This window comes from Peribacillus sp. NPDC006672 (assembly GCF_050274955.1).
Classification (GTDB): domain Bacteria; phylum Bacillota; class Bacilli; order Bacillales; family DSM-1321; genus Peribacillus.
Window position 1 is genome coordinate 50,744 of record NZ_JBNNOR010000015.1, and the last position, 20,068, is coordinate 70,811.

Here is a 20,068-nt window from a genome sequence, read left to right on the forward strand (position 1 = left end):
GCGGTATTTTAGACCTAATATATATTGGATTCTTCTTCCACTTATGTATCATTACCTCTAATTTATCCAAATTAAGCCTAAAAAACCACCTGTATTATACCTATTTTGGCGGATTCATTTATAGTCATATAGTTATACAGTATATAAAAACCCAATCAAATGTACTATTACGGATGAATATCCTTTCTTAAAATACTTATTTATGAAAAGAAAAAATTTTTATATATTAAAATAAGAATTTCCACTGATAACCATTACAAAGAAGCGGCAAAGACAATGAACGTCTCTGCCGCTTCTTTGTATAAATGGCTTCCCTTAGTTCTTAAAGGCCTCTGAAACCTTTAAAAGCTTGCCTTTGACTTTCGTATTTTTCATCACTTTCAAGACAAGCGGTCCCTTTTCATTCAATATTTCCACATAGGAAACATTGTCCTGAATGGTGATAATTCCGATATCTTCGGCTTTAACACCATCAATCTTAGCAATTGTACCCACGAAATCAACGGCCCTGATTTTCTTTTTCTTACCGCCATTAAAATATAGCTTCATGATTTGTTTATTCAATTGTTCACTTTTATCTTTTTTTATTTTGGGACGAGCCTCTAGTTTCGCTTCAAAATCATTCATCTTATTCGAGACATCTTCTTCTGATGGAGCGGAGATTTTAGGGATGTCAAATCCGATATAGCTTTGAATCTCTGTAAGGAACTTGTCTTCATACGGTGTCACGAAAGTAATCGCTTTCCCTTTTTTACCCGCGCGCCCCGTTCTTCCTGTTCGATGTACATAGCTTTCTTTTTCTAGAGGAAGATCATAATTAATAACATGAGTAATATTATCAATGTCAATTCCCCTTGCTGCTACATCTGTAGCAACTAAATAGCGGAATTCGCCTCTTCTGTACTCGTTCATCACAGCAAGACGATCTTCTTGAAGCATACCTCCATGAATCATATCGCAAGGATAATCTAAATCCATTAACTTTTCACATACTTCGTCCACCCGGTCTTTCGTCCGACAGAAAATGATGCAGCTATCAGGATTCTCAGTGATTGTAACGTCTTTAAGCAGGGAAAACTTATCATCTTCCTTCACTTCGATAAGGGCATGTTCAATTTTCTCAGTCGTTATGCCCGTTGCCTTAATCTCAATATCTAAAGGATTGTTCATATATTTTTGACAAAGTTTCTTTATGCTCTCTGGTAAAGTAGCAGAAAACAACATGGTCACTCGGTTTTTTGGAAGCTCTTTAATAATGGCTTCCACTTGTTCGATGAACCCCATATTTAACATTTCATCCGCTTCGTCAATAACCAAATGTGTTAAACGCTCCAAAGCAAACGTACCTTTTTCAATATGATCGAGTACACGTCCTGGCGTTCCCACAACTACATGACTTTTTTGTTTAAGTTCCGCTTTTTGTAGAGCAAATGGAGATTTCCCATAAACCGCTGTTGCTTTAATTCGTTTAAATCTACCTATATTCGTAATATCCTCTTTTACCTGTACAGCAAGCTCGCGTGTCGGTGTTAAAATAAGTGCCTGAGGCTTATTCTCCTCCCAATCGACCATTTCGCATATCGGTATGCCGAATGCAGCGGTCTTGCCACTGCCTGTTTGGGATTTTACGACAAGATCCTGCCTTTTCAATGCCACTGGAATCACTTCGCGCTGTACTTCGGTTGGACGTTGGTAACCCAAACTTTCTAATGCCCTTACAATTTCATCACTTAATGTATAATCAGTAAAATTTAATTCATTCATATAACAGCCTCTTTTGTTATTTAGTATCTTACCTTATTGTTTCCATAATCGTAATTTCCTTATACAAGCTTCTATTATACGCGATATGAAACGATAAACCTTGTAATAACCAAATTCAATTGACTTATTTCAATATAATGAAACTTCATCATCATTAAAAAGGTTGGTCATTCCGGATATACTGATCTCGATTAATCAAAATGGACCCTGCTTCTTTCTATATGCTAAAATATGTATGATATTAAACCGGAAACAGGGTGTAGATTAAAAGCCGATATCCAAAAGGAGTGCTGATTTATGATAATCGTAACGAATAAAATCAGAGTCAAAAAAGGTATGGGGGCAGTCATGGCCCCAGGATTTACTGCTCCAGGTCCACTTGATACTACGGAAGGCTTCGTAAAAGTTGAAGTATTATTAACGCAGAACTTATCGGATCACGATGAACTAAGCGTTAACATGTACTGGGAAAACCTTGATAACTTTACTGCTTGGAGAAATAGCGATGCATTCAAAGCTGCACATAAACGGCCTGAACCAAGTTCCGGTGAAGCTAAAAAAGAATCTCCAATTCTAGGCAGCGAGCTAACTACGTATGAAGTCGCCTCGGTAAAAGAAATAGCTAAATAATAAAAGCACACCAAAAGAGGCTGCGAAATATGCGGCCTCTTTTTAATGGGGTTTATGGCTTGGTCCCTCTTGGTAAATTATTGGGCTTCAGCTTTCTTGATTTGTTTGCTTCTTAGCTGTCCGCAAGCTGCATCAATATCCGTTCCATGTTCTTGGCGGATTTTACAATTTACGCCTCTCTTTTTCAACGTATCATAGAACGAGAGAACGGACTCTTTTTCACTTCTTTGGTATTGACTATGCTCATCTACAGGATTATATGGAATCAGGTTGACATATAGCCGATGTTTTTTGTCGTCAAGAAGATTGGCAAGTTGCTCGGCTTCTTCTTGATGATCATTGACATCCTTCAATAGGATATATTCAATCGTAATTCTCCTATTCGTTTTCTCTAAATAATAATCGAGTGATTTCATTAATTTTTCTATTGGAATAGCACGGTTTATTTTCATGATTCGTGTCCTGAGCTCATTATTCGGTGCATGTAATGAGATTGCCAGATTCACCTGTAATTTAGTATCGGTGAACTCATAAATTTTATTGGCAAGTCCGCTCGTCGAAACAGTAATACGCCTTGCAGCGATAGCAAGACCCTTATGGTCCATAATCACCTTCAAAAAGTCTATCATATTTTCAAAGTTATCGAACGGCTCGCCAATCCCCATTACAACAACATGGCTTACAGCATCTCCTTGTTCCAATTTATCTAGATGCAGTTGAACGTTCATGATTTGTTCCACTATCTCCCCGCTAGATAAATCACGGCTTTTGGCCAATAAACCACTTGCACAGAAACTGCAGCCAATATTGCAGCCCACTTGGGTGGTGACACAAACCGAAATTCCGTATTTATGTCTCATCATAACCGTTTCGATAAGGTTTCCATCCTGTAATTTAAACAAGAACTTAATCGTACCATCAGCCGACTCTTGCTTAACGTGCTCAGTCAAAGTCTGGATGAAAAAGTGATCTTCGAGTAATTGCAGGCACTCTTTATTAACATCCGTCATTTCAGAGAAACTCGTCACACGTGTCCTATAAAGCCATTCCCAGACTTGTGAAGCCCTGAATTTTTTATGGCCATGATCCAAAAGCCATGCTGTCAATTGTTCGAATGTTAAACCATAAATGGACTCTTTATTCATTCGTTACCCTCTTTTCATTACATTAAGTTTTAATTTTTTAATTCCTCGGAATTAGCTCTTTCATTTATGATATGGTTCATTTCTATTTATCCGAAAAGCCCGATATATTTGCTCCAATAGAACTAGTTTCATTAATTGATGCGGAAAGGTCATTTTAGAGAAGGAAAGGGCAAAATCACTTCTTGAAACCACCTCAGTGCTAAGCCCAAGAGACCCGCCAATAATAAAGGCAATTTTACTCTTTCCATAAGTGGCGAGCTGATCGATTTGAGTGGCCAGCTGCTCCGAAGTAAGCTGTTTTCCAGTGATTTCAAGCGTTATTACGTAGGTGTCCGGGCTGACTTTGGCCAGGATACGTTCACCTTCCTTTTGCTTTACGATGTCCATGTCCGCAGCACTCAGGTTCTCCGGAGCTTTTTCATCCGGTACTTCAACAAGTTCTATATTAGCATAGGCACTTAACCTTTTTGTATATTCAGCAATTCCTTGCTTTAAGTATTTTTCCTTTAGCTTGCCAACAGTAATAATCGTTATTTTCATATATATCCTCTAACTTTCATTATGTTTTTACTTTCAGTTGTTGGATTTTGCCTATCTTATATCATACCTTAGAGTACCCTATAAGCAAAACAAGCATATCCTTTCCAATTTTTTAATGAAGGGATCCCATAGCCCTTAAAGTAAAAACCGCTGCCCCTGAAAGCGGCAACGGTAACCTTTATTCCTCTTTAATGTTCATCGTGAAAATTTGGCTGGTCCTATGTTCAGCTTCAATAGAGGATTAGTTCTCCAAGGATTAACTTTCATAAATGACCATTATTGTGTATAAAATAAATGCTTATATCTACACAATAATTCACCCTCCAGTTCAGCTTCGGAAAATGTTAAGAACAGGTTACAAACATGTTATCCACAATAGTTATCCACATATCCACAAATTCTATCCACATCTTGTATGGGAATATTAGTTCCCTACTAGATATATTGCCACGTTTCGACAATATTCACAGGTTGTTGATAACTGTTTTTCTTCAGAAACCAGTGTTAATACAGGATATGTTTCACATTCGTATACCACTTCATCCAGCGCCATGTCCACGTGTTCCTGACAACAATATAATTTCACCTTTCATTCCTCCTTTCTCACTCATTACTCCAAGTACTTCTTCACAATTATCCACAAGTTACGTGAAATCTCTAATTTCAGTATATATCCACAGGTAATCGTAACAAAAAATACGAAAATCGCAAGGAAATATAAAGGACAGGAAGCAATGACTGCCCCCTGTCCTTTTTCGTTTTAGATTTCGCTGCTTGAAAGAGTGACTTCCGTAGTCTCTTTCTTTCCGTCACGGTAATAAATGATTTTAACTTTATCACCGATTTTCTTATCAATGTAAAGGTATTTTCTTAATTCCACGACGTCATGGATTTTTTCATTATCCATTCCCACAATGACGTCAAATTCCTTCAATCCTGCTCTAGATGCAGGAGAGTTGCTTTGAACGCCTGTTATTGCAACGCCCGCAGTAACTTTCCTTGGCAACTTTAATGTATTTTGCTGATGATATTGGGAAATTTCCTCTACGGATGCTAAGTTCACACCCAAGAATGCACGTTTCACTTCACCAAATTCCTCAATATCATTAATAATTGGAATAACCGAATCAATTGGAATGGAAAGACCGATTCCTTCCACCGCATTTTCTGCTATCTTCATGGAGTTTATTCCGATGACCTGCCCTGACATATTAACGAGTGCTCCCCCGCTGTTACCTGGGTTAATCGCCGCATCGGTCTGGATGACCTCTGCATTCCAATCGACTTGTCCGTCCTCATTGATATCCACCTCTATCGTACGCTCCAAACCGGAGATGATCCCTTGTGTGATTGATCCAGAGAATTGGAGGCCTAATGGGTTACCAATGGCAATCACGGGCTCACCTGGTTTCAATTTGCCTGATTTTCCGAATTCAGCAATGGTTTTGACTTTATCACCTTTCACGACAATGACCGCTAAATCGGTCCATGGGTCACTACCTTGTAGTTCAGCTGGCAATTTAGTGCCATCGCTTAATGTAACTTCCAGTTCATTAGCGCCTTCAATTACGTGGTTATTCGTGACAATATAGGCCTTGCCCCCATCTTTTTTATAGACGACACCAGAACCAGTGCCAGCTTCGGCTGAACTGTCCTCGACATTGATTCCTTGACCCCAGAAGTTCGTTTTCTGAATGTTAGTGATGCCGACCACTGCGTCGCTGGCCTTATCTACAGCATTGGTGACGGCACTTGTTACATCTACAGTAAGGTTTTGCTGGGACTGCTTAGTGGACTCACTTCCCGTTGATTTTTCCGTTGTACTTTCGTTATTTAACAGTCCACTTCCCGGAAAAACTAATAAAATAAGTAAAGCCCCAATGATGGCGCCTCCCAAGCCAGCTAGAAAATAGCTCGTATTGCTCTTTTTCCGTTTATTTTGGTTCTCATCATTCTGATCATAATAACCCAAGACCGTTCCATCCTCTCATTTTAGGAATGAATTATAGCAATTCTATTGTTTGGTATCCTCCCTCAATTATACTCATTTACCGAAAATTTTCTAAAAAAATGTATGCTTTTATTTAAGGGGAAATTTAAAATTCAGCCATTTTCTTTTTCCTATACAGTTCTAACCAAACGATACCCCTTTTAACCCGCATAGTAACTTATGAATCGAAATTTTAAAAATAAAAAGGAATGAACAAGGTATCCCTCATCCATTCCTTTTATTTATAACGTAACAAGTTCCGTTGGTCTTTTCGGATCAGTATCATATAAGGAGAATTGATCACCAACGATGATCCCCTTTGTTTTTAAGGTCTGTTCTACCGACATTCTTGCTAGATCCTTCATATTGTTATCAAGGCTTAAGTGAGCCAAATAAATCCGCTTGGTCTTATCACCAGCCACTTCACTCATTGCAAGGGCGGCATCTTCATTACAAACATGACCAACATCACTTAAAATCCGGCGCTTAATGCTCCATGGATATTTTCCCATCCTCAGCATGGACACATCATGGTTACTTTCGAATACATATGCATCGGCATTCGAGATGATTCCTTTCATCCGATCACTTACGTACCCTGTATCAGTGATGACCACTAGTTTCTTGTCTTCATGATGAAAGACGTAAAACATCGGCTCTGCCGCATCATGAGAAACACCAAAAGATTCTATATTAAGACTGCCGAACGTTTTGACCTGTTCCATTTCAAATGTGAATTTTTGTTCGGTTGCAATTTCTCCGATTGATCGTTCCATGGCATTCCATGTCTTTGCATTCGCATATATCGGGAGTTTATGTTTTCTGGCAACCACGCCCAGACCTTTAATATGGTCGCTGTGTTCATGGGTAACAAGGATACCGGATAACTTCGACATATCACGGCCTATATCCTGAAACAATGCTTCCAAAGCCTTACCGCTTAAGCCGGCATCGACAAGGAAAGATTGATCCTCCGTTTCCACGAATAAGGCATTTCCTGTACTCCCGCTTGCGAGAACACTAAAATGCATAGTCATATCTATACTCACTCCAATATTTTTTCTTCTGTATTTAATTCAATGACCTCTCCATCAAAGGCATTCACGAAGAGATCCGTTTCGTCATTAAGGACCACCCACCATGTTGGCACAAGTAAATGTGACACAGATGTCGTTTGCAGTGAATTATAAAAACCTAGTTTTACATTCGTGACTTTGCTTTTGGGAGCAATATCACCATTATCATACAATTCTCCAATAGCAGTTAAAGCAGATATCAATTCTTTGGGTTTATTGAATTTTTCAATCCCCTCTAAATACATCTGTTCATAGGAGACGATTTCACCCTTCTTATTCAGATATAAAGTGACCTTCCCCTTACTATTGTTATAAAACATCTTTTTATCTGCGACTTGATAGCAGATGATGGTTTGGTTGATTTTATCATAGCTCCAAAAGTGATAGTCATTTCCATTTAATATATACTCCTTCAGGAATATATCAAGGTCTGCAGCATGAATTTCCGCTTTCATGCTAACCGGTGTTTTAAATGTGCCTACGAGCTTCTTATCATCTATGATTTTTGCTTTTTGATTTTTCAGGTACTGGATATCTTCCTTCTCGAAAGTCTTGCTTTTAGCAATCAGGAATTGATCCTTTAACTTTTGTTTCGAAAGTGGGGTTTCTATTGAAATCTCATCTTCTTTCAAGAGTTCTTCCGTTGAGGACTCCGTGAAATTTTCATATTGGTAGTCATTGATCTTTTCCAGGAATTGATATAGAAGAAAAATATTCAAAATGAAGAAAACCATTATGAAAATTGACTTTGTGTTATTCCAATCCACTTTGATCGCCTCCCGTATCTTCTTCAAAAGGCACAATAAACCATTTATCGCCGATACGATAATACCAAGTGGGTTCAAGTGTAACTAGTGTGACAAGTTTTGAATCCAGGGATTTATTTAATTTATAGCCAATCGAGATGTCCTGTACGCTTTTGAAGTCGATATTATCTTTCGATTTCAATTGATCCAAGACTTCTCTACCACTTCGTAAAGTCTTTACCGATTCTTCTGACGGGAGGGCTGAGGCAAGTGAAAAGTACGGGCGCTCATAGCTATAAATTTCTTCTTTCCCCCAAATTTGCTCGATTTCTGTCATTCCAGATTCATTGAAGGCCGGATACCCATTTACGAATAAGCGGAATACCACTCGTTGCTCATTCTCCGACATATAAGCAAAGCGGTAATTATTATCTTCCCAACCATCATGATCGTTGATGAAATCAATGCTTTTTTGCAGAAGGTCACTGGAACTGCCAAACTTGCTCTTTTGTGCTGGGTTGATATAAGAAATTAAATAATGCTCTTTATTAATCGTCATCAGTCTTGTTCCATCCGTGTATTCCTCTCCGACCGAAACGGAATCCTGGCGTACATACTTTGGATTAATAAATAACGCATTTTTCAGGTTAACAATATCCAAAATGTCGATATAATATTGAAATTGGTTGACCTCTATGGATTTTTCCGGAACGAACAACGTTCTTTTGTCGTTTATGGTTTCGGCCGTGTATTCAGGGTGCTTATTGTAAGAACCCGTATAAAATTCATCCATGAAATCTCTTAATCTTTTAGAGTCGACCATACCTTGATAGATTTTCTCTTGATCGTAAGAAACAAAATAAATGGAAGATTCATTCCCACTGATATCCTTTTGTTTAATGATGATCCGATCAAATGAAAATCCAGGCACGTCCTTATCCATAATATTCAATACCGTTTTATAGAGGGAGATTGGAACATCATCGGAAAACTCGATTTCAATCGACCCATCTTCATGGACAAAATCATCAAATTTCCTTTGCAGCCTTTTTACGGATATCTCTTTTACGCCGCTAAAGCTCCATTGCGAAAATTCTTTTTCCATTTTATTTATTTCCACCGGATCGGAAGTCCGGAAATGTCGCCCATTACCATGAAAAAGGATACTGACTGGTTTAATGACATCACTAACAATCTGGACATCGCTCTTAATCTTTATATAGTTCGATTGGTCACCAAATTTATCATATTCAGGCTCATACGTCCAAATGCTCCAAGTCAAAAAAATGCTTGTCCCAACCAAAATAATCAGTATGATACTTTTTGCGCGTTCAAAATTCATGACCAATCATCCTCTTCTTCCTGTTCGTAAGGAAGTGTAAAGAACACCGTAGTTCCTTTTCCATCCACACTTTCCGCCCATATTTTCCCGCCATGCGCCACGACCATTTCTTTTGCGATCGCTAAACCAAGCCCGGTCCCGCCCAAGTTCCGCGACCTTGCTTTATCCACACGGTAGAAGCGGTCGAATATTTTATCAATGACGTTTTTCGGGATGCCCACTCCTTGATCTGTAATGCTCACAACGATAAAGCCATCCGTTGCCCTGACGCGGAAAGTCACTTGACCCCCTTCAGGTGAATACTTTAACGAGTTCGAGATTACATTATAGAGAACCTGGGTGATCTTATCTTCATCAATATCCACAAAATAAGCTTCCTTTGGCAAGTCACGCTTAAATGTGATGTCATCATTTTTCGTCATTTCAAAACGATCGATGATATGATCATAGAATTTATTGAAATTCACCCAGCCTGTTTTAAGCCTGTAATCTTTACTATCCATTTTTGAAAGCTGTAACAGGTCATTAACAAGCCTGATCATTCGCTCCGTCTCATTTTGGGTCACACTTAAAAAGGATGGAGCGATTTCCTCGTCCTTCCAAGCACCTTCAGCCAATGCTTCCAGGTAACTTCTCATCGTCGTTAGCGGCGTTCGCAGTTCATGTGATACGTTGGCCACAAATTCCCTGCGTTCGCCCTCGATTTTTTCCTGCTCTGTTATATCATGCAAAACAGTAATCAAACCATTAACGAATCCCGTTTCCTTTTGAATGACTGAAAAGTTCCCCCTCAAAATGAATGGCCGATTTTTTTTGCTGTAATCAAGGATAACGGACTCTCGTTCTTCCAGTAAATCCTCAAATTTAAACTCCTCTTCAAGACCCAAAACCTCGATGATCGGTTGGTTCATGACGGTTTCACGCGAAACATTCAATAATTGTGCCGCCGGTTCATTAATCAAATTCACCCGGCCGCGCCTATCAGTCGATATTACACCATCCGTCATATTTGAGAGGACGGATGACAGTTTACGGCGCTCTCCTTCTGTACTTGATTGCGACTCTTGAAGCTTTTTAGTCAAATTATTGAAAGTGACGGCAAGCTGGCCAATTTCATCATCGCCATATACCCTGACTTTTCTGGAGAAATTCCCTTTCGCCATCACCAGGGCCTGTTTTCTCATATCCGACATGGGTCGAGTGATCGTTCGTGCAAGCAGGATCCCCAAGATGGCCGTAATGACCAAGGCGATGGCCGTACCCGTCATGAAGATACCATTGATTTCATCTATCTGTTCAAAGACGTTCTCCATCTCTGCTATTACATAGACGGCGCCAATGACCTCCCCATTCGCTTCAACGGGTGTCGAAAGAACCCAGAGCCGCCTGCTTGTTTTCTTATCTCGAAATACGTCACTATCTTCTTTTCCATATATCAGCGTATTTTTAATAAGGACTTCCGTTGTCTTCTTCCCTACAATATCCTGGTTACTCCGGGCTGAAGTTCCAATTACACGCCTGCTGCGAGTGTCGATGACACGTACTTCCGAAATATCATTCGAAGAATTATCCCGGTCATTCAGTATCATATAAATCGCTTCTTCGAGGGTTGGATCTTCCTCTCCCCTCTCTTTTTCCATTTCTTCACCAATACTGTAGGTAAGCAGGTTAACGTGACCTTTTATTGATTTCGTGAAGTTCCCGACAAGATTTTCTTCCAATTCCCCAACAAAATATACCCCGATTATCTGCATCGCTACAAAAATGAGCAACACATAAATCAGAACAAATTTAAAATGGATTGAGCGAAAAAAACCAACCTTTTTCATAAGAACTACTCCTGTTCAGGGTTACGCAGGTAATAACCGACCCCTCTTCTAGTTACAATCCAACCAGGATGGCTTGGATTGTCTTCAATCTTCTCACGAAGACGTCTGACCGTTACATCGACTGTCCGTACATCACCAAAATAATCATAGCCCCACACGGTTTGTAATAAGTGCTCCCTTGTCATGACCTGACCGATATGCTTCGCTAAGTAATGAAGCAATTCAAATTCGCGATGGGTTAATTCAATCGTATCGCCCCGCTTGGATACCACATAGGCATCCGGATGGATGGTGAGCGTTCCTATCGTAATTTCCTTCGGTTCATTTTCTTGATCTTGAACCGGGACCGCTTGCTGACGTCTTAAGTTCGCCTTAACGCGGGCAATTATTTCCCGGGTACTAAATGGCTTTGTGACATAGTCATCCGCACCAAGCTCTAAACCTAAGACTTTATCTATCTCTGAATCCTTAGCCGTCAACATGATGATTGGCGTTTCATACTTCTTCCTTACTTCCCTGCAAACTTCCATCCCATCACGCTGCGGTAGCATGATATCAAGTAAAATCAAATCAGGTTGACGTTCTTCGACCATTTTGAGGGCTTCATTGCCATCATAAGCACAAAAAACTTCATAGCCTTCTTTTTTTAGATTGAATTGTAATATATCAGCAATTGGCTTTTCATCATCCACTACCAGAATCTTCTTATCCATGTGTTTATCTCCTTTTTAATAACTAAACTGAATCTATTAAAAACCGTGTCCTTATCCGGGACTTTACCCACTTTTCCTTCTTCTTGCACCAATCTAGCATCCAAGTACAACAAATATATATATATTTACCCAATAATAGGGACTGAACACCCGAATGAAAGCGTATTGTATCTATTCTACTTTATCATTTTATAGGCATTAAATCACCTTTTTCCTATTATTCTCATCTATATATGAAGCAGAAGAAGTCTTCGAATATTTTTCGAAGACTTCTATCAATTACTGACTTATATAGTTTAGCGGGTTTACAAGAGAACCGTTTTTATATATTTCAAAATGGAGGTGGACACCCGTGGAGTGCCCTGTTGAACCCATCATGCCAATTTTCATGCCCTTCTCAATCTTTTGTCCAGCTTTTACATTTATTGAATCCAAATGGGCATATACTGTCTTATACCCGTTATTATGATTGATCGTTATCTTATTTCCATACCCTCCGGAGTTTCCAGCAGTTTCGATTATCCCATGATCCGCTGCCGTTATGGTCCTGGTGGTTGGCCGGGCAATATCAATACCTTTATGAAGTTTCCCCCAGCGCTGGCCCTGCTTACTGGAAATATAGCCCCCATCTGCAGGCCATGAATATGTACCGCTCCCCTGTGAAGGAACGACCTTCATGCCTTTTCTAGTGATTTCCGTTTTGGCTTTTTCTGTGACTTCTTTTTTTACGATCGTTTCACTGATTTTCTTACCGTTTGTTTCAGATACTGCATAAGTGAACGCCTGAATCCCCTCATTGCCTATTTGTTCAGTGATGAGTTCACCCTTTGGAAGTTCGTCATCCTCCTTCACTTTCTTTTCGAAAGGAATCCTCTCTTCCTTTAATACTTCTCTTTCCACCATTACGTTCACATAGGGCGTAAGCTGTGTCACATAGAGACGCTCGCCCTCTTTAAGACCTTTGGCCTCATCTTGTCCGGGATTTAGCTCTAACAGTTGGTCCAGGTCCATATCATGCCTATTGGCAATTGTTTCAAGATCCTCATCTTCCCTAGCCTCATAGAGCGTCTTTTCTTTCTTTCCTTCTTCTATCATGGAAAGGGTATCATCGACGGTCTTGATTTCATCTGGATCGATCATTGTTTCTTTAAACGTAACGGGAAGTGAAAACTCGATATCCAGAATTCTGCTTCCTGGTTCTTTTAACGGTTTTGCATCCGTTTCTCTTCCTTTTTTACCTGTTTCATATTCAGCGTATTCCTCTTCATTTACATATAATAACATGATTTTTTCCAAAACATCCTCAGCGTCGTCCCTTGACGCAACATAAGCGACCGCCTGATTATCTATGTCGATTTCATACGCCTCTGCTTTCACATTGAGCTGTTCTTGAATATCCTTTACAGCCTGATCTTCTTTTACTACTTCATCGAATACCTCTTCAGGTACAAACGACAGCTGCGACTCCCTATCGAATGTATAGTCTGGATAATCTCTCTGTGCTTCTTTTACCTTATCGGCTACGATCTCTTCTATTTCCGTTTCATCCGTCACACTTCCGACGAACTCATCATTAAGATAAACATGCTGAATGGTGGTAGTTTTCGATATCCCTGCAGCCGTTACCAGATTTCCTGCAAGCAATAAAATGACCGAAACAATCAACAGGATGATCCCCTTACCTTTTGAGCTAAACATATATTGTCCTCCTTAACGGCTCAGTCACCAATTAAGAAACTAATCAAATTTATTTTGAGATTTATTAGTCCAATTTAAATATCCACTTGCATATGACTGAATTCTATTATGATTTTTCACTCATAACTCTACCATAATAAGAAAAAAAACAAGAAACAGTCTTGATAATGTAATAGAACTGTATAAATGGTGACAACAAGTACCAATAAATATGTTAATGAGGAAGATTCGATACAATTCGAAATAAGGAGTGGACGTAAGCCCCGTAAGGTTAAAAGCGGTTTACATGTCTATTTGGTCAAAATTGGTATGTTACAAATCGTTAACAATTCATTAACAAGATTTCATTTAAAATACATCTGGATGTAAAACAAAAAAAACGCCCTAAAGGATAGGCGTTTTTAAAAAGGATGGCTCAGGACGGAATCGAACCGCCGACACAAGGATTTTCAGTCCTTTGCTCTACCGACTGAGCTACTGAGCCAAATATTCTATTTTAGAACAAAAAAATAAAATGGCGGTCCCGACGGGAATCGAACCCGCGATCTCCTGCGTGACAGGCAGGCATGTTAACCGCTACACCACGGGACCAGTAAAGTAATTATGTAAAGAAGTGACCCATACGGGATTCGAACCCGTGTTACCGCCGTGAAAGGGCGGTGTCTTAACCGCTTGACCAATGGGCCGAAAAAAATGGTGAGCCATGAAGGATTCGAACCTTCGACCCTCTGATTAAAAGTCAGATGCTCTACCAACTGAGCTAATGGCTCGTTCTAATGAAATGTAACTTTGCAGGACGTAAACTTCACATCTCAATGCAGCTACTCGCTTGATGTTGTTAATGGCTTGTTCTATTGTGACGACGCTTTTGATAATATCATGGTTATCATAGTTTAGGCAATAGTTTTTTGAAATAAAATTATTTTTTTTTATCTTTTTCTATTTTCCTACTATTTAAATCCATTCTTTCGGTATCCCAGGTCTCCCGATTGTGACATCAGAATGCAGGGATTGATTCCAATAATGAAGAAGAGCCGGCTAAAAAGCCAGCTCCATTTCATCAATTACGCTAGACGCCAAGGGCTTCTCACGACATTTGTTTGGTTACGGTCAGGACCGACAGAGAAAGTAGTCAAAGGAATGCCTACCAATTGAGATACGCGCTCTACATAGTGGCGAGCGTTCTCTGGAAGCTCATCCAATGATTTGCACCCTGTGATGTCTTCTGACCAGCCTGGTAGCTCTTCATAGACTGGTTTACATTCCCCAATCGCTTTCAATGTTGCTGGAACCTCATGAATGATTTCGCCTTTGTATTCATAAGCTACACAAATTTTGACCGTATCAAGACCTGATAACACGTCAATCGAGTTCAATGATAAATCGGTAATCCCGCTGACACGGCGTGCATGGCGAACGACAACTGCGTCAAACCAGCCGACACGGCGCGGCCTGCCTGTAGTTGTACCATATTCACGGCCAACTTCACGGATTTGGTTACCGACTTCATCATGCAATTCTGTAGGGAAAGGACCATCGCCCACACGGCTTGTATATGCTTTACATACTCCAACCACGTGGTTGATTTTCGTAGGACCTACACCAGAACCGATTGTAACTCCACCGGCAACAGGGTTAGATGAAGTGACGAATGGGTATGTTCCTTGATCGATATCAAGCATAACACCTTGTGCCCCTTCGAATAATACCCGTTTTCCTTCATCAAGTGCGTCATTCAATACAACGGATGTATCACAAACATATTTCTGCACTTGTTGTCCGTACTCATAGTATTCGTCCATGATATCTTCGATTTTGAAACCTTCCGTTTCATAGAAGCGTTCAAACATACGGTTTTTTTCGACAAGATTTTGAGACAATTTTTCTTCAAAAATTTCACGGTCCAAAAGATCTGCCATACGGATTCCGTTACGAGCAGCTTTGTCCATATAAGCAGGGCCGATTCCTTTTTTTGTCGTTCCAATTTTATTAGCGCCTTTACGATCTTCTTCGACTTCATCCAATTTGATATGGTAAGGAAGAATGACATGTGCACGGTTAGAGATACGAAGATTATCCGTACTCACTCCATGACTATGTAAATAAGCAAGCTCCTCTACAAGAGCTTTTGGATCAACCACCATACCATTTCCAATGACACAAATTTTATCACTATAAAAAATCCCTGATGGAATTAAATGCAGTTTATAGGTAACGCCATTAAATTTTATTGTATGCCCTGCATTATTCCCACCTTGATAACGAGCGATGGCTTCCGCATTCTGGGATAGAAAATCTGTTATTTTACCTTTACCTTCGTCTCCCCATTGTGTACCGACTACTACAACTGATGACATCTGAATAAAGCACCTCCAAAGGTTCACGTAATACCGGTTTTTTACCGGTTCTTATCAAACAAACCTATTTTATCAATAATCCAAAGTGGAAGTCAATACAAAATCCGAACGTTATACATTTCAAAAAATACTTCGTTCGTAAATATGAAACCGTTTTAAAATTAGTTTTGGATTGTCAATCCTTATTCTGCCCTTTGATTTCTTTTATTATTATCACCCGTCCCTTTCTTCTTCCAAAATAAAAACAACCCGCCATTACATGAATGGCAGGCTGTTCTTTATGCCCCGGGAGACATCGAATCATCATCGAATCGACGTTCGAGGTTAACGAATTTATTGTATTCTTTTACGAATGCAAGCGAAACCGTTCCAACTGGGCCATTACGCTGTTTCGCAATAATGATTTCAATGATATTTTTATTCTCGGATTCTTTATCATAATAATCATCACGATATAAGAATGCCACGATATCAGCATCTTGCTCAATACTTCCTGATTCCCGGATATCAGACATCATCGGGCGCTTATCCTGGCGCTGCTCCACTCCCCGCGATAGCTGGGAAAGGGCGATGACCGGCACTTCAAGTTCACGGGCTAGCGCTTTAAGTGAACGAGAAATCTCAGATACCTCTTGCTGACGATTATCGCCGGAACGACCATCGCCTTGAATCAACTGCAGGTAATCGATCAGTATCATTCCAAGGCCATGTTCCTGCTTCAAACGACGGCATTTTGAACGGATTTCACCAATCCGCACACCTGGTGTATCATCGATATAAATGCCGGCATTGGACAAGCTTCCCATCGCCATCGTCAGTTTGCGCCAATCCTCATCCGTTAAGGAACCTGTCCGTAAATTCTGGGCGTTGATATTTCCTTCAGCACAGAGCATACGCATAACGAGCTGCTCTGCACCCATCTCAAGACTGAAAATCGCTACATTCTCTTCCGTTTTGGTCGCAACATTTTGAGCGATATTCAATGCAAATGCGGTCTTACCCACTGAAGGACGGGCCCCGACTATGATGAGATCATTACGTTGGAAACCCGCTGTCATTCGATCCAGTTCAGCAAATCCGGTCGGTATTCCCGTGACATCCCCTTTACGGGTTGTCAATACTTCTATGTTATCGTAAGTCCGGACCAATACATCCTTAATATTTTGGAATGCCCCGGAATTCTTACGCTGGGCCACTTCCATGATCGTTTTTTCTGCTTCCCCGAGCAGCTCCTCGACCTCGTCCTCGCGACTGTAGCCTTCCTGAGCGATATTAGTCGCTGTCCTGATCAAACGACGAAGCAATGACTTCTCCTCGACGATGCGGGCATAATATTCAATATTGGCCGCGGTAGGGACCGATCCGGCCAATTCACTCAAATAAGAAACTCCGCCAACCTCTTCAAGGTTTTTTGCCGCAGCCAGTTCCTCTGTCACCGTAATCAAATCGACAGCTTTACCTTCGTCGTTCAATTTAATCATCACATTAAAGATTTTTTGATGAGAGCTTCTGTAAAAATCCTCCGGAATCAAAACTTCCGATGTAACGGTCAGTGAAGAGGGCTCAAGAAAAATGGCACCTAGTACAGCTTGTTCAGCTTCTATATTTTGAGGGGGAACCCTATCCTGAAATTGTTCTATCATATCTTAAAACCTCCCATTCTAAGAGGATACCTTTTGCTTTTTTATACGTTTCTAGTTAAAAAGAAAAAAGTGAAAGGACAACATGCCCAATCACATTTTTTCGTCTATCTCTATTTTATCAATTTTTCACAGATATGAAACAACTAAAATTAGTTAATTTCTTTAACATGCACAGTCAGTGTCGCAGTTACTTCAGGGTGAAGCTTGACTGGGAGCTTGGTATGCCCTAAAGAACGGATACCGTCAGCAAGTTCCATTTTGCGTTTATCGATCTTGATACCATGTTTTTTCTGAAGCTCTGATGCAATTTGTTTAGTCGTGATGGAACCGAATAAACGCCCGCCCTCACCGGCTTTGGCAGATAGTTCAACCGTTAATTTCTCCAATTGCACTTTCAATTCTTCAGCATGCTGCAGCTCTTCCGCAGCAAGTGATTCTTCTTTGTTCTTTTGTGCTTCCAAAGTTTTTACATTTGTATTATTTGCTTCAACGGCCAATCCTTGTTTAATCAGGAAATTATGTGCATATCCATCTGCAACATTTTTAACTTCCCCTTTTTTCCCTTTACCTTTAACGTCTTTTAGAAATATTACTTTCATTCTTTTTGTCCCCCTTCTAAATATTCATCTATAGCTGTTTTTAATCGACTTTCTGCTTCATCAATGGAGCATGCCTGTTGAGTAGCGGCATTTGTTAAATGTCCGCCTCCATTCAACATTTCCATGATCACCTGTACATTGATATCACCAAGAGAACGCGCACTTATGCCTACTGTATCATCAGATCGCTTAGCCATTACAAAGGAAGCAACAACGCCATCCATGGTCAATAGGGTGTCCGCAGCCTGGGCAATGAGCACCTGATTGTGGACCTGATCGGTTTTTGCCGAGGCAATGGCAATTCCCTTTTTATAAAAGATAACTTCTTCAATGAGCTTCGACCGTTTAATATAGGTGTCAACGTCTTCTTTTAAGAACTTCTGGACAAGTACCGTATCAGCTCCATGTGCCCTAAGATAAGAGGCTGCATCGAAAGTACGTGAACCTGTTCTTAAAGTGAAGCTTTTCGTATCGACAATGATACCTGCAAGTAGCGCCGTTGATTCCAGCATATCAATCTTACTGCGTTTCGGCTGATATTCAAGCAGTTCGGTCACAAGTTCTGCTGTTGAAGACGCATATGGCTCCATATAGACAAGCAATGAGTTTTTGATGAACTCCTCACCCCGGCGATGATGATCGATGACTACAACCTTATCGATCCTATTCAATAACCGCTCTTCAATTACCATAGAAGGTTTATGTGTATCGACCACAACCAGCAATGTCTCATCCGTAACCATTTCAAATGCATCATCAGGAGTTATAAACCGGGCATACAGCTCTTCTTTATTTTTGATTTCCTCCATTAAACGAAGTACACTGCTATCAAGCTGCTGGGTGTTAATAACAATATAGCCCTCACGTTCATTCATTTGGGCAACTTTCAAAATGCCGATGGCTGAACCGATTGCGTCCATATCCGGGTTTTTATGGCCCATGACAATGACTTTATCACTATCAAGGACTATATCCTTCAATGCATGGGAAATCACGCGTGCACGGACCCTCGTGCGTTTTTCCATCGGATTGGTTTTACCGCCATAGAATTTCACTTTTCCATTCGCTTGCTTTATGGCTACCTGGTCACCGCCACGTCCTAAAGCGAGATCCAAGCTGGACTGTGCGAGCGTACCTAGTTCCGGTAAGGATGACACTGCCGAGCCGACCCCGATGCTCAAGGTCAATGGTACATTTTGCTTGGCCGTCGTTTCCCTGATTTCATCCAAAATCGAGAATTTCCCCTTCTCAAGTTGCTGAAGGATATGCTCATTAAAGACAGCGATGAATCGCTCCGAGGAAACCCGTTTAAAGAAAACGCCATTATCCCTTGCCCATTTATCAAGAAGTGAGGTAACCAAGCTATTAATGCTGCTTTTACGCTGATCATCCATCCCCTGTGTCAAATCATCATAGTTATCAAGGAGAATGATCGCAATTGCCGTTCGCTCATCTTCATATAGTTTCTCGATTTCCACTTGCTCCGTCACATCAAAAAAGTAAAGAAGCTTTTCATCTCGCTTATGGACCACTTTGAATTTCCGATCGTGGAGCGTAAGTGTCTCTGTCTCGATCTCTTGCTTGATTAACGGAACGATCGAGTCCGCAACATCGTAGAGCGATCTTCCTGCCAAGGAGTCTTCACTAAAACAAGAAGCCAGGAATGGATTGGTCCATTCAATGTAATAATCCTCATTAAAGAGCATGATCCCAATTGGCATTTCCAATAACGCTTCCTCACCGACCTTTTTTAAACGGTAAGATAAAGTCGTTATATACTCTTCTGTCTTACGTTGCCTTTTTTCTACCATTCTTAATGTTAAATAAAATAAACCAGCAAGAAGCAATAATCCAACAAGTGCAATAACCCAATTATAATAAGCCAGTACGCCCAAAAGTAACACGCCCGCGGCCAGCATCCCATACACTGGGGACTTAATCGAGTATTCTTTCAAATAAGATGGCATAGTTTCAGCTCCTAAAAGCATCTGTTTTA

16 protein-coding genes and 4 tRNA genes are annotated in these 20,068 nt (G+C 40.3%); 1 reads left to right on the forward strand and 19 read right to left on the reverse strand.

Going from position 1 to position 20,068, the window contains the following annotated elements:
• Positions 1–315: 315 nt before the first annotated feature.
• A complete protein-coding gene (locus tag ACQKKK_RS20855) occupies positions 316–1,764 on the reverse strand; it encodes a DEAD/DEAH box helicase (RefSeq protein WP_427618769.1) in 1,449 nt (482 codons plus the stop codon).
• Positions 1,765–2,061: 297 nt separating this feature from the next.
• Between ACQKKK_RS20855 and ACQKKK_RS20860 the strand changes: the two genes are divergently transcribed.
• Positions 2,062–2,394, forward strand: coding sequence for a heme oxygenase (locus ACQKKK_RS20860; RefSeq protein ID WP_427618770.1), 333 nt, complete (start codon positions 2,062–2,064; stop codon positions 2,392–2,394).
• Between the two features lie 77 nt (positions 2,395–2,471).
• Here the strand turns inward: ACQKKK_RS20860 and rlmN are convergent, their stop codons facing one another.
• The 18 genes from rlmN to ACQKKK_RS20950 form a co-directional block, all read right to left on the reverse strand.
• Complete coding sequence (gene rlmN / locus ACQKKK_RS20865; RefSeq protein WP_427618772.1) at positions 2,472–3,539, reverse strand: 23S rRNA (adenine(2503)-C(2))-methyltransferase RlmN; 1,068 nt, start codon at positions 3,537–3,539, stop codon at positions 2,472–2,474.
• A 60-nt stretch (positions 3,540–3,599) separates the two neighbouring features.
• The gene (gene rlmH, locus ACQKKK_RS20870; RefSeq protein WP_427618774.1) at positions 3,600–4,079 is read right to left on the reverse strand and encodes a 23S rRNA (pseudouridine(1915)-N(3))-methyltransferase RlmH; all 480 of its coding nucleotides are present in this window, start codon (positions 4,077–4,079) and stop codon (positions 3,600–3,602) included.
• Positions 4,080–4,503: 424 nt separating this feature from the next.
• Positions 4,504–4,665, reverse strand: a complete 162-nt coding sequence (locus ACQKKK_RS20875) for a CxxH/CxxC protein (protein ID WP_089363709.1) — start codon at positions 4,663–4,665, stop codon at positions 4,504–4,506.
• A 174-nt stretch (positions 4,666–4,839) separates the two neighbouring features.
• Positions 4,840–6,051: a S1C family serine protease gene (locus ACQKKK_RS20880; protein ID WP_427618776.1), complete on the reverse strand. Its 1,212-nt coding sequence runs from the start codon at positions 6,049–6,051 to the stop codon at positions 4,840–4,842.
• Positions 6,052–6,311: 260 nt separating this feature from the next.
• Positions 6,312–7,106 (reverse strand): MBL fold metallo-hydrolase, encoded by a 795-nt coding sequence (locus ACQKKK_RS20885; protein WP_061465900.1) that lies wholly within the window; start codon positions 7,104–7,106, stop codon positions 6,312–6,314.
• A gap of 8 nt (positions 7,107–7,114) precedes the next feature.
• Positions 7,115–7,912, reverse strand: a complete 798-nt coding sequence (locus ACQKKK_RS20890; protein ID WP_427618778.1) for a two-component system regulatory protein YycI — start codon at positions 7,910–7,912, stop codon at positions 7,115–7,117.
• Positions 7,899–9,233, reverse strand: coding sequence for a YycH family regulatory protein (locus ACQKKK_RS20895; protein WP_427618780.1), 1,335 nt, complete (start codon positions 9,231–9,233; stop codon positions 7,899–7,901). The genes ACQKKK_RS20890 and ACQKKK_RS20895 overlap by 14 nt, the downstream gene beginning before the upstream one ends.
• Entirely contained in the window at positions 9,230–11,062 is a 1,833-nt protein-coding gene (gene walK / locus ACQKKK_RS20900; protein ID WP_427618782.1) for a cell wall metabolism sensor histidine kinase WalK, read from the reverse strand. The genes ACQKKK_RS20895 and walK overlap by 4 nt, the downstream gene beginning before the upstream one ends.
• A gap of 5 nt (positions 11,063–11,067) precedes the next feature.
• Positions 11,068–11,775 carry a response regulator YycF gene (gene yycF / locus ACQKKK_RS20905; protein ID WP_427618783.1) on the reverse strand — a complete coding sequence of 236 codons (708 nt, stop codon included), beginning with the start codon at positions 11,773–11,775 and terminating at the stop codon, positions 11,068–11,070.
• 279 nt (positions 11,776–12,054) lie between these two features.
• On the reverse strand, positions 12,055–13,473 hold the full coding sequence (locus ACQKKK_RS20910; RefSeq protein WP_427618785.1) for a peptidoglycan DD-metalloendopeptidase family protein: 1,419 nt from the start codon (positions 13,471–13,473) through the stop codon (positions 12,055–12,057).
• A 411-nt stretch (positions 13,474–13,884) separates the two neighbouring features.
• Positions 13,885–13,957 (reverse strand) — tRNA-Phe (locus ACQKKK_RS20915).
• Between the two features lie 31 nt (positions 13,958–13,988).
• A tRNA-Asp gene (locus ACQKKK_RS20920) sits at positions 13,989–14,064 on the reverse strand.
• 23 nt (positions 14,065–14,087) lie between these two features.
• A tRNA-Glu gene (locus ACQKKK_RS20925) sits at positions 14,088–14,159 on the reverse strand.
• A gap of 8 nt (positions 14,160–14,167) precedes the next feature.
• Positions 14,168–14,243, reverse strand: a tRNA-Lys gene (locus tag ACQKKK_RS20930).
• A gap of 294 nt (positions 14,244–14,537) precedes the next feature.
• Positions 14,538–15,830, reverse strand: a complete 1,293-nt coding sequence (locus ACQKKK_RS20935) for an adenylosuccinate synthase (protein WP_427618787.1) — start codon at positions 15,828–15,830, stop codon at positions 14,538–14,540.
• A 278-nt stretch (positions 15,831–16,108) separates the two neighbouring features.
• A complete protein-coding gene (gene dnaB / locus ACQKKK_RS20940; RefSeq protein WP_427618789.1) occupies positions 16,109–17,473 on the reverse strand; it encodes a replicative DNA helicase in 1,365 nt (454 codons plus the stop codon).
• A gap of 149 nt (positions 17,474–17,622) precedes the next feature.
• The gene (gene rplI, locus ACQKKK_RS20945) at positions 17,623–18,072 is read right to left on the reverse strand and encodes a 50S ribosomal protein L9 (protein ID WP_427618790.1); all 450 of its coding nucleotides are present in this window, start codon (positions 18,070–18,072) and stop codon (positions 17,623–17,625) included.
• Entirely contained in the window at positions 18,069–20,039 is a 1,971-nt protein-coding gene (locus ACQKKK_RS20950) for a DHH family phosphoesterase (RefSeq protein WP_427618792.1), read from the reverse strand. The genes rplI and ACQKKK_RS20950 overlap by 4 nt, the downstream gene beginning before the upstream one ends.
• Between the last annotated feature and the right edge of the window lie 29 nt (positions 20,040–20,068).

Coding starts and splice junctions, on each gene's coding strand:
- ACQKKK_RS20855 (WP_427618769.1), bottom strand. CDS start 1,764: ATGAATGAATTAAATTTTACTGATTATACATTAAGTGATGAAATTGTA.
- rlmN (WP_427618772.1), bottom strand. CDS start 3,539: ATGAATAAAGAGTCCATTTATGGTTTAACATTCGAACAATTGACAGCA.
- ACQKKK_RS20935 (WP_427618787.1), bottom strand. CDS start 15,830: ATGTCATCAGTTGTAGTAGTCGGTACACAATGGGGAGACGAAGGTAAA.
- ACQKKK_RS20950 (WP_427618792.1), bottom strand. CDS start 20,039: ATGCCATCTTATTTGAAAGAATACTCGATTAAGTCCCCAGTGTATGGG.
- ACQKKK_RS20910 (WP_427618785.1), bottom strand. CDS start 13,473: ATGTTTAGCTCAAAAGGTAAGGGGATCATCCTGTTGATTGTTTCGGTC.
- walK (WP_427618782.1), bottom strand. CDS start 11,062: ATGAAAAAGGTTGGTTTTTTTCGCTCAATCCATTTTAAATTTGTTCTG.
- ACQKKK_RS20885 (WP_061465900.1), bottom strand. CDS start 7,106: ATGACTATGCATTTTAGTGTTCTCGCAAGCGGGAGTACAGGAAATGCC.
- rplI (WP_427618790.1), bottom strand. CDS start 18,072: ATGAAAGTAATATTTCTAAAAGACGTTAAAGGTAAAGGGAAAAAAGGG.
- rlmH (WP_427618774.1), bottom strand. CDS start 4,079: ATGAAAATAACGATTATTACTGTTGGCAAGCTAAAGGAAAAATACTTA.
- dnaB (WP_427618789.1), bottom strand. CDS start 17,473: ATGATAGAACAATTTCAGGATAGGGTTCCCCCTCAAAATATAGAAGCT.
- yycF (WP_427618783.1), bottom strand. CDS start 11,775: ATGGATAAGAAGATTCTGGTAGTGGATGATGAAAAGCCAATTGCTGAT.
- ACQKKK_RS20895 (WP_427618780.1), bottom strand. CDS start 9,233: ATGAATTTTGAACGCGCAAAAAGTATCATACTGATTATTTTGGTTGGG.
- ACQKKK_RS20860 (WP_427618770.1), top strand. CDS start 2,062: ATGATAATCGTAACGAATAAAATCAGAGTCAAAAAAGGTATGGGGGCA.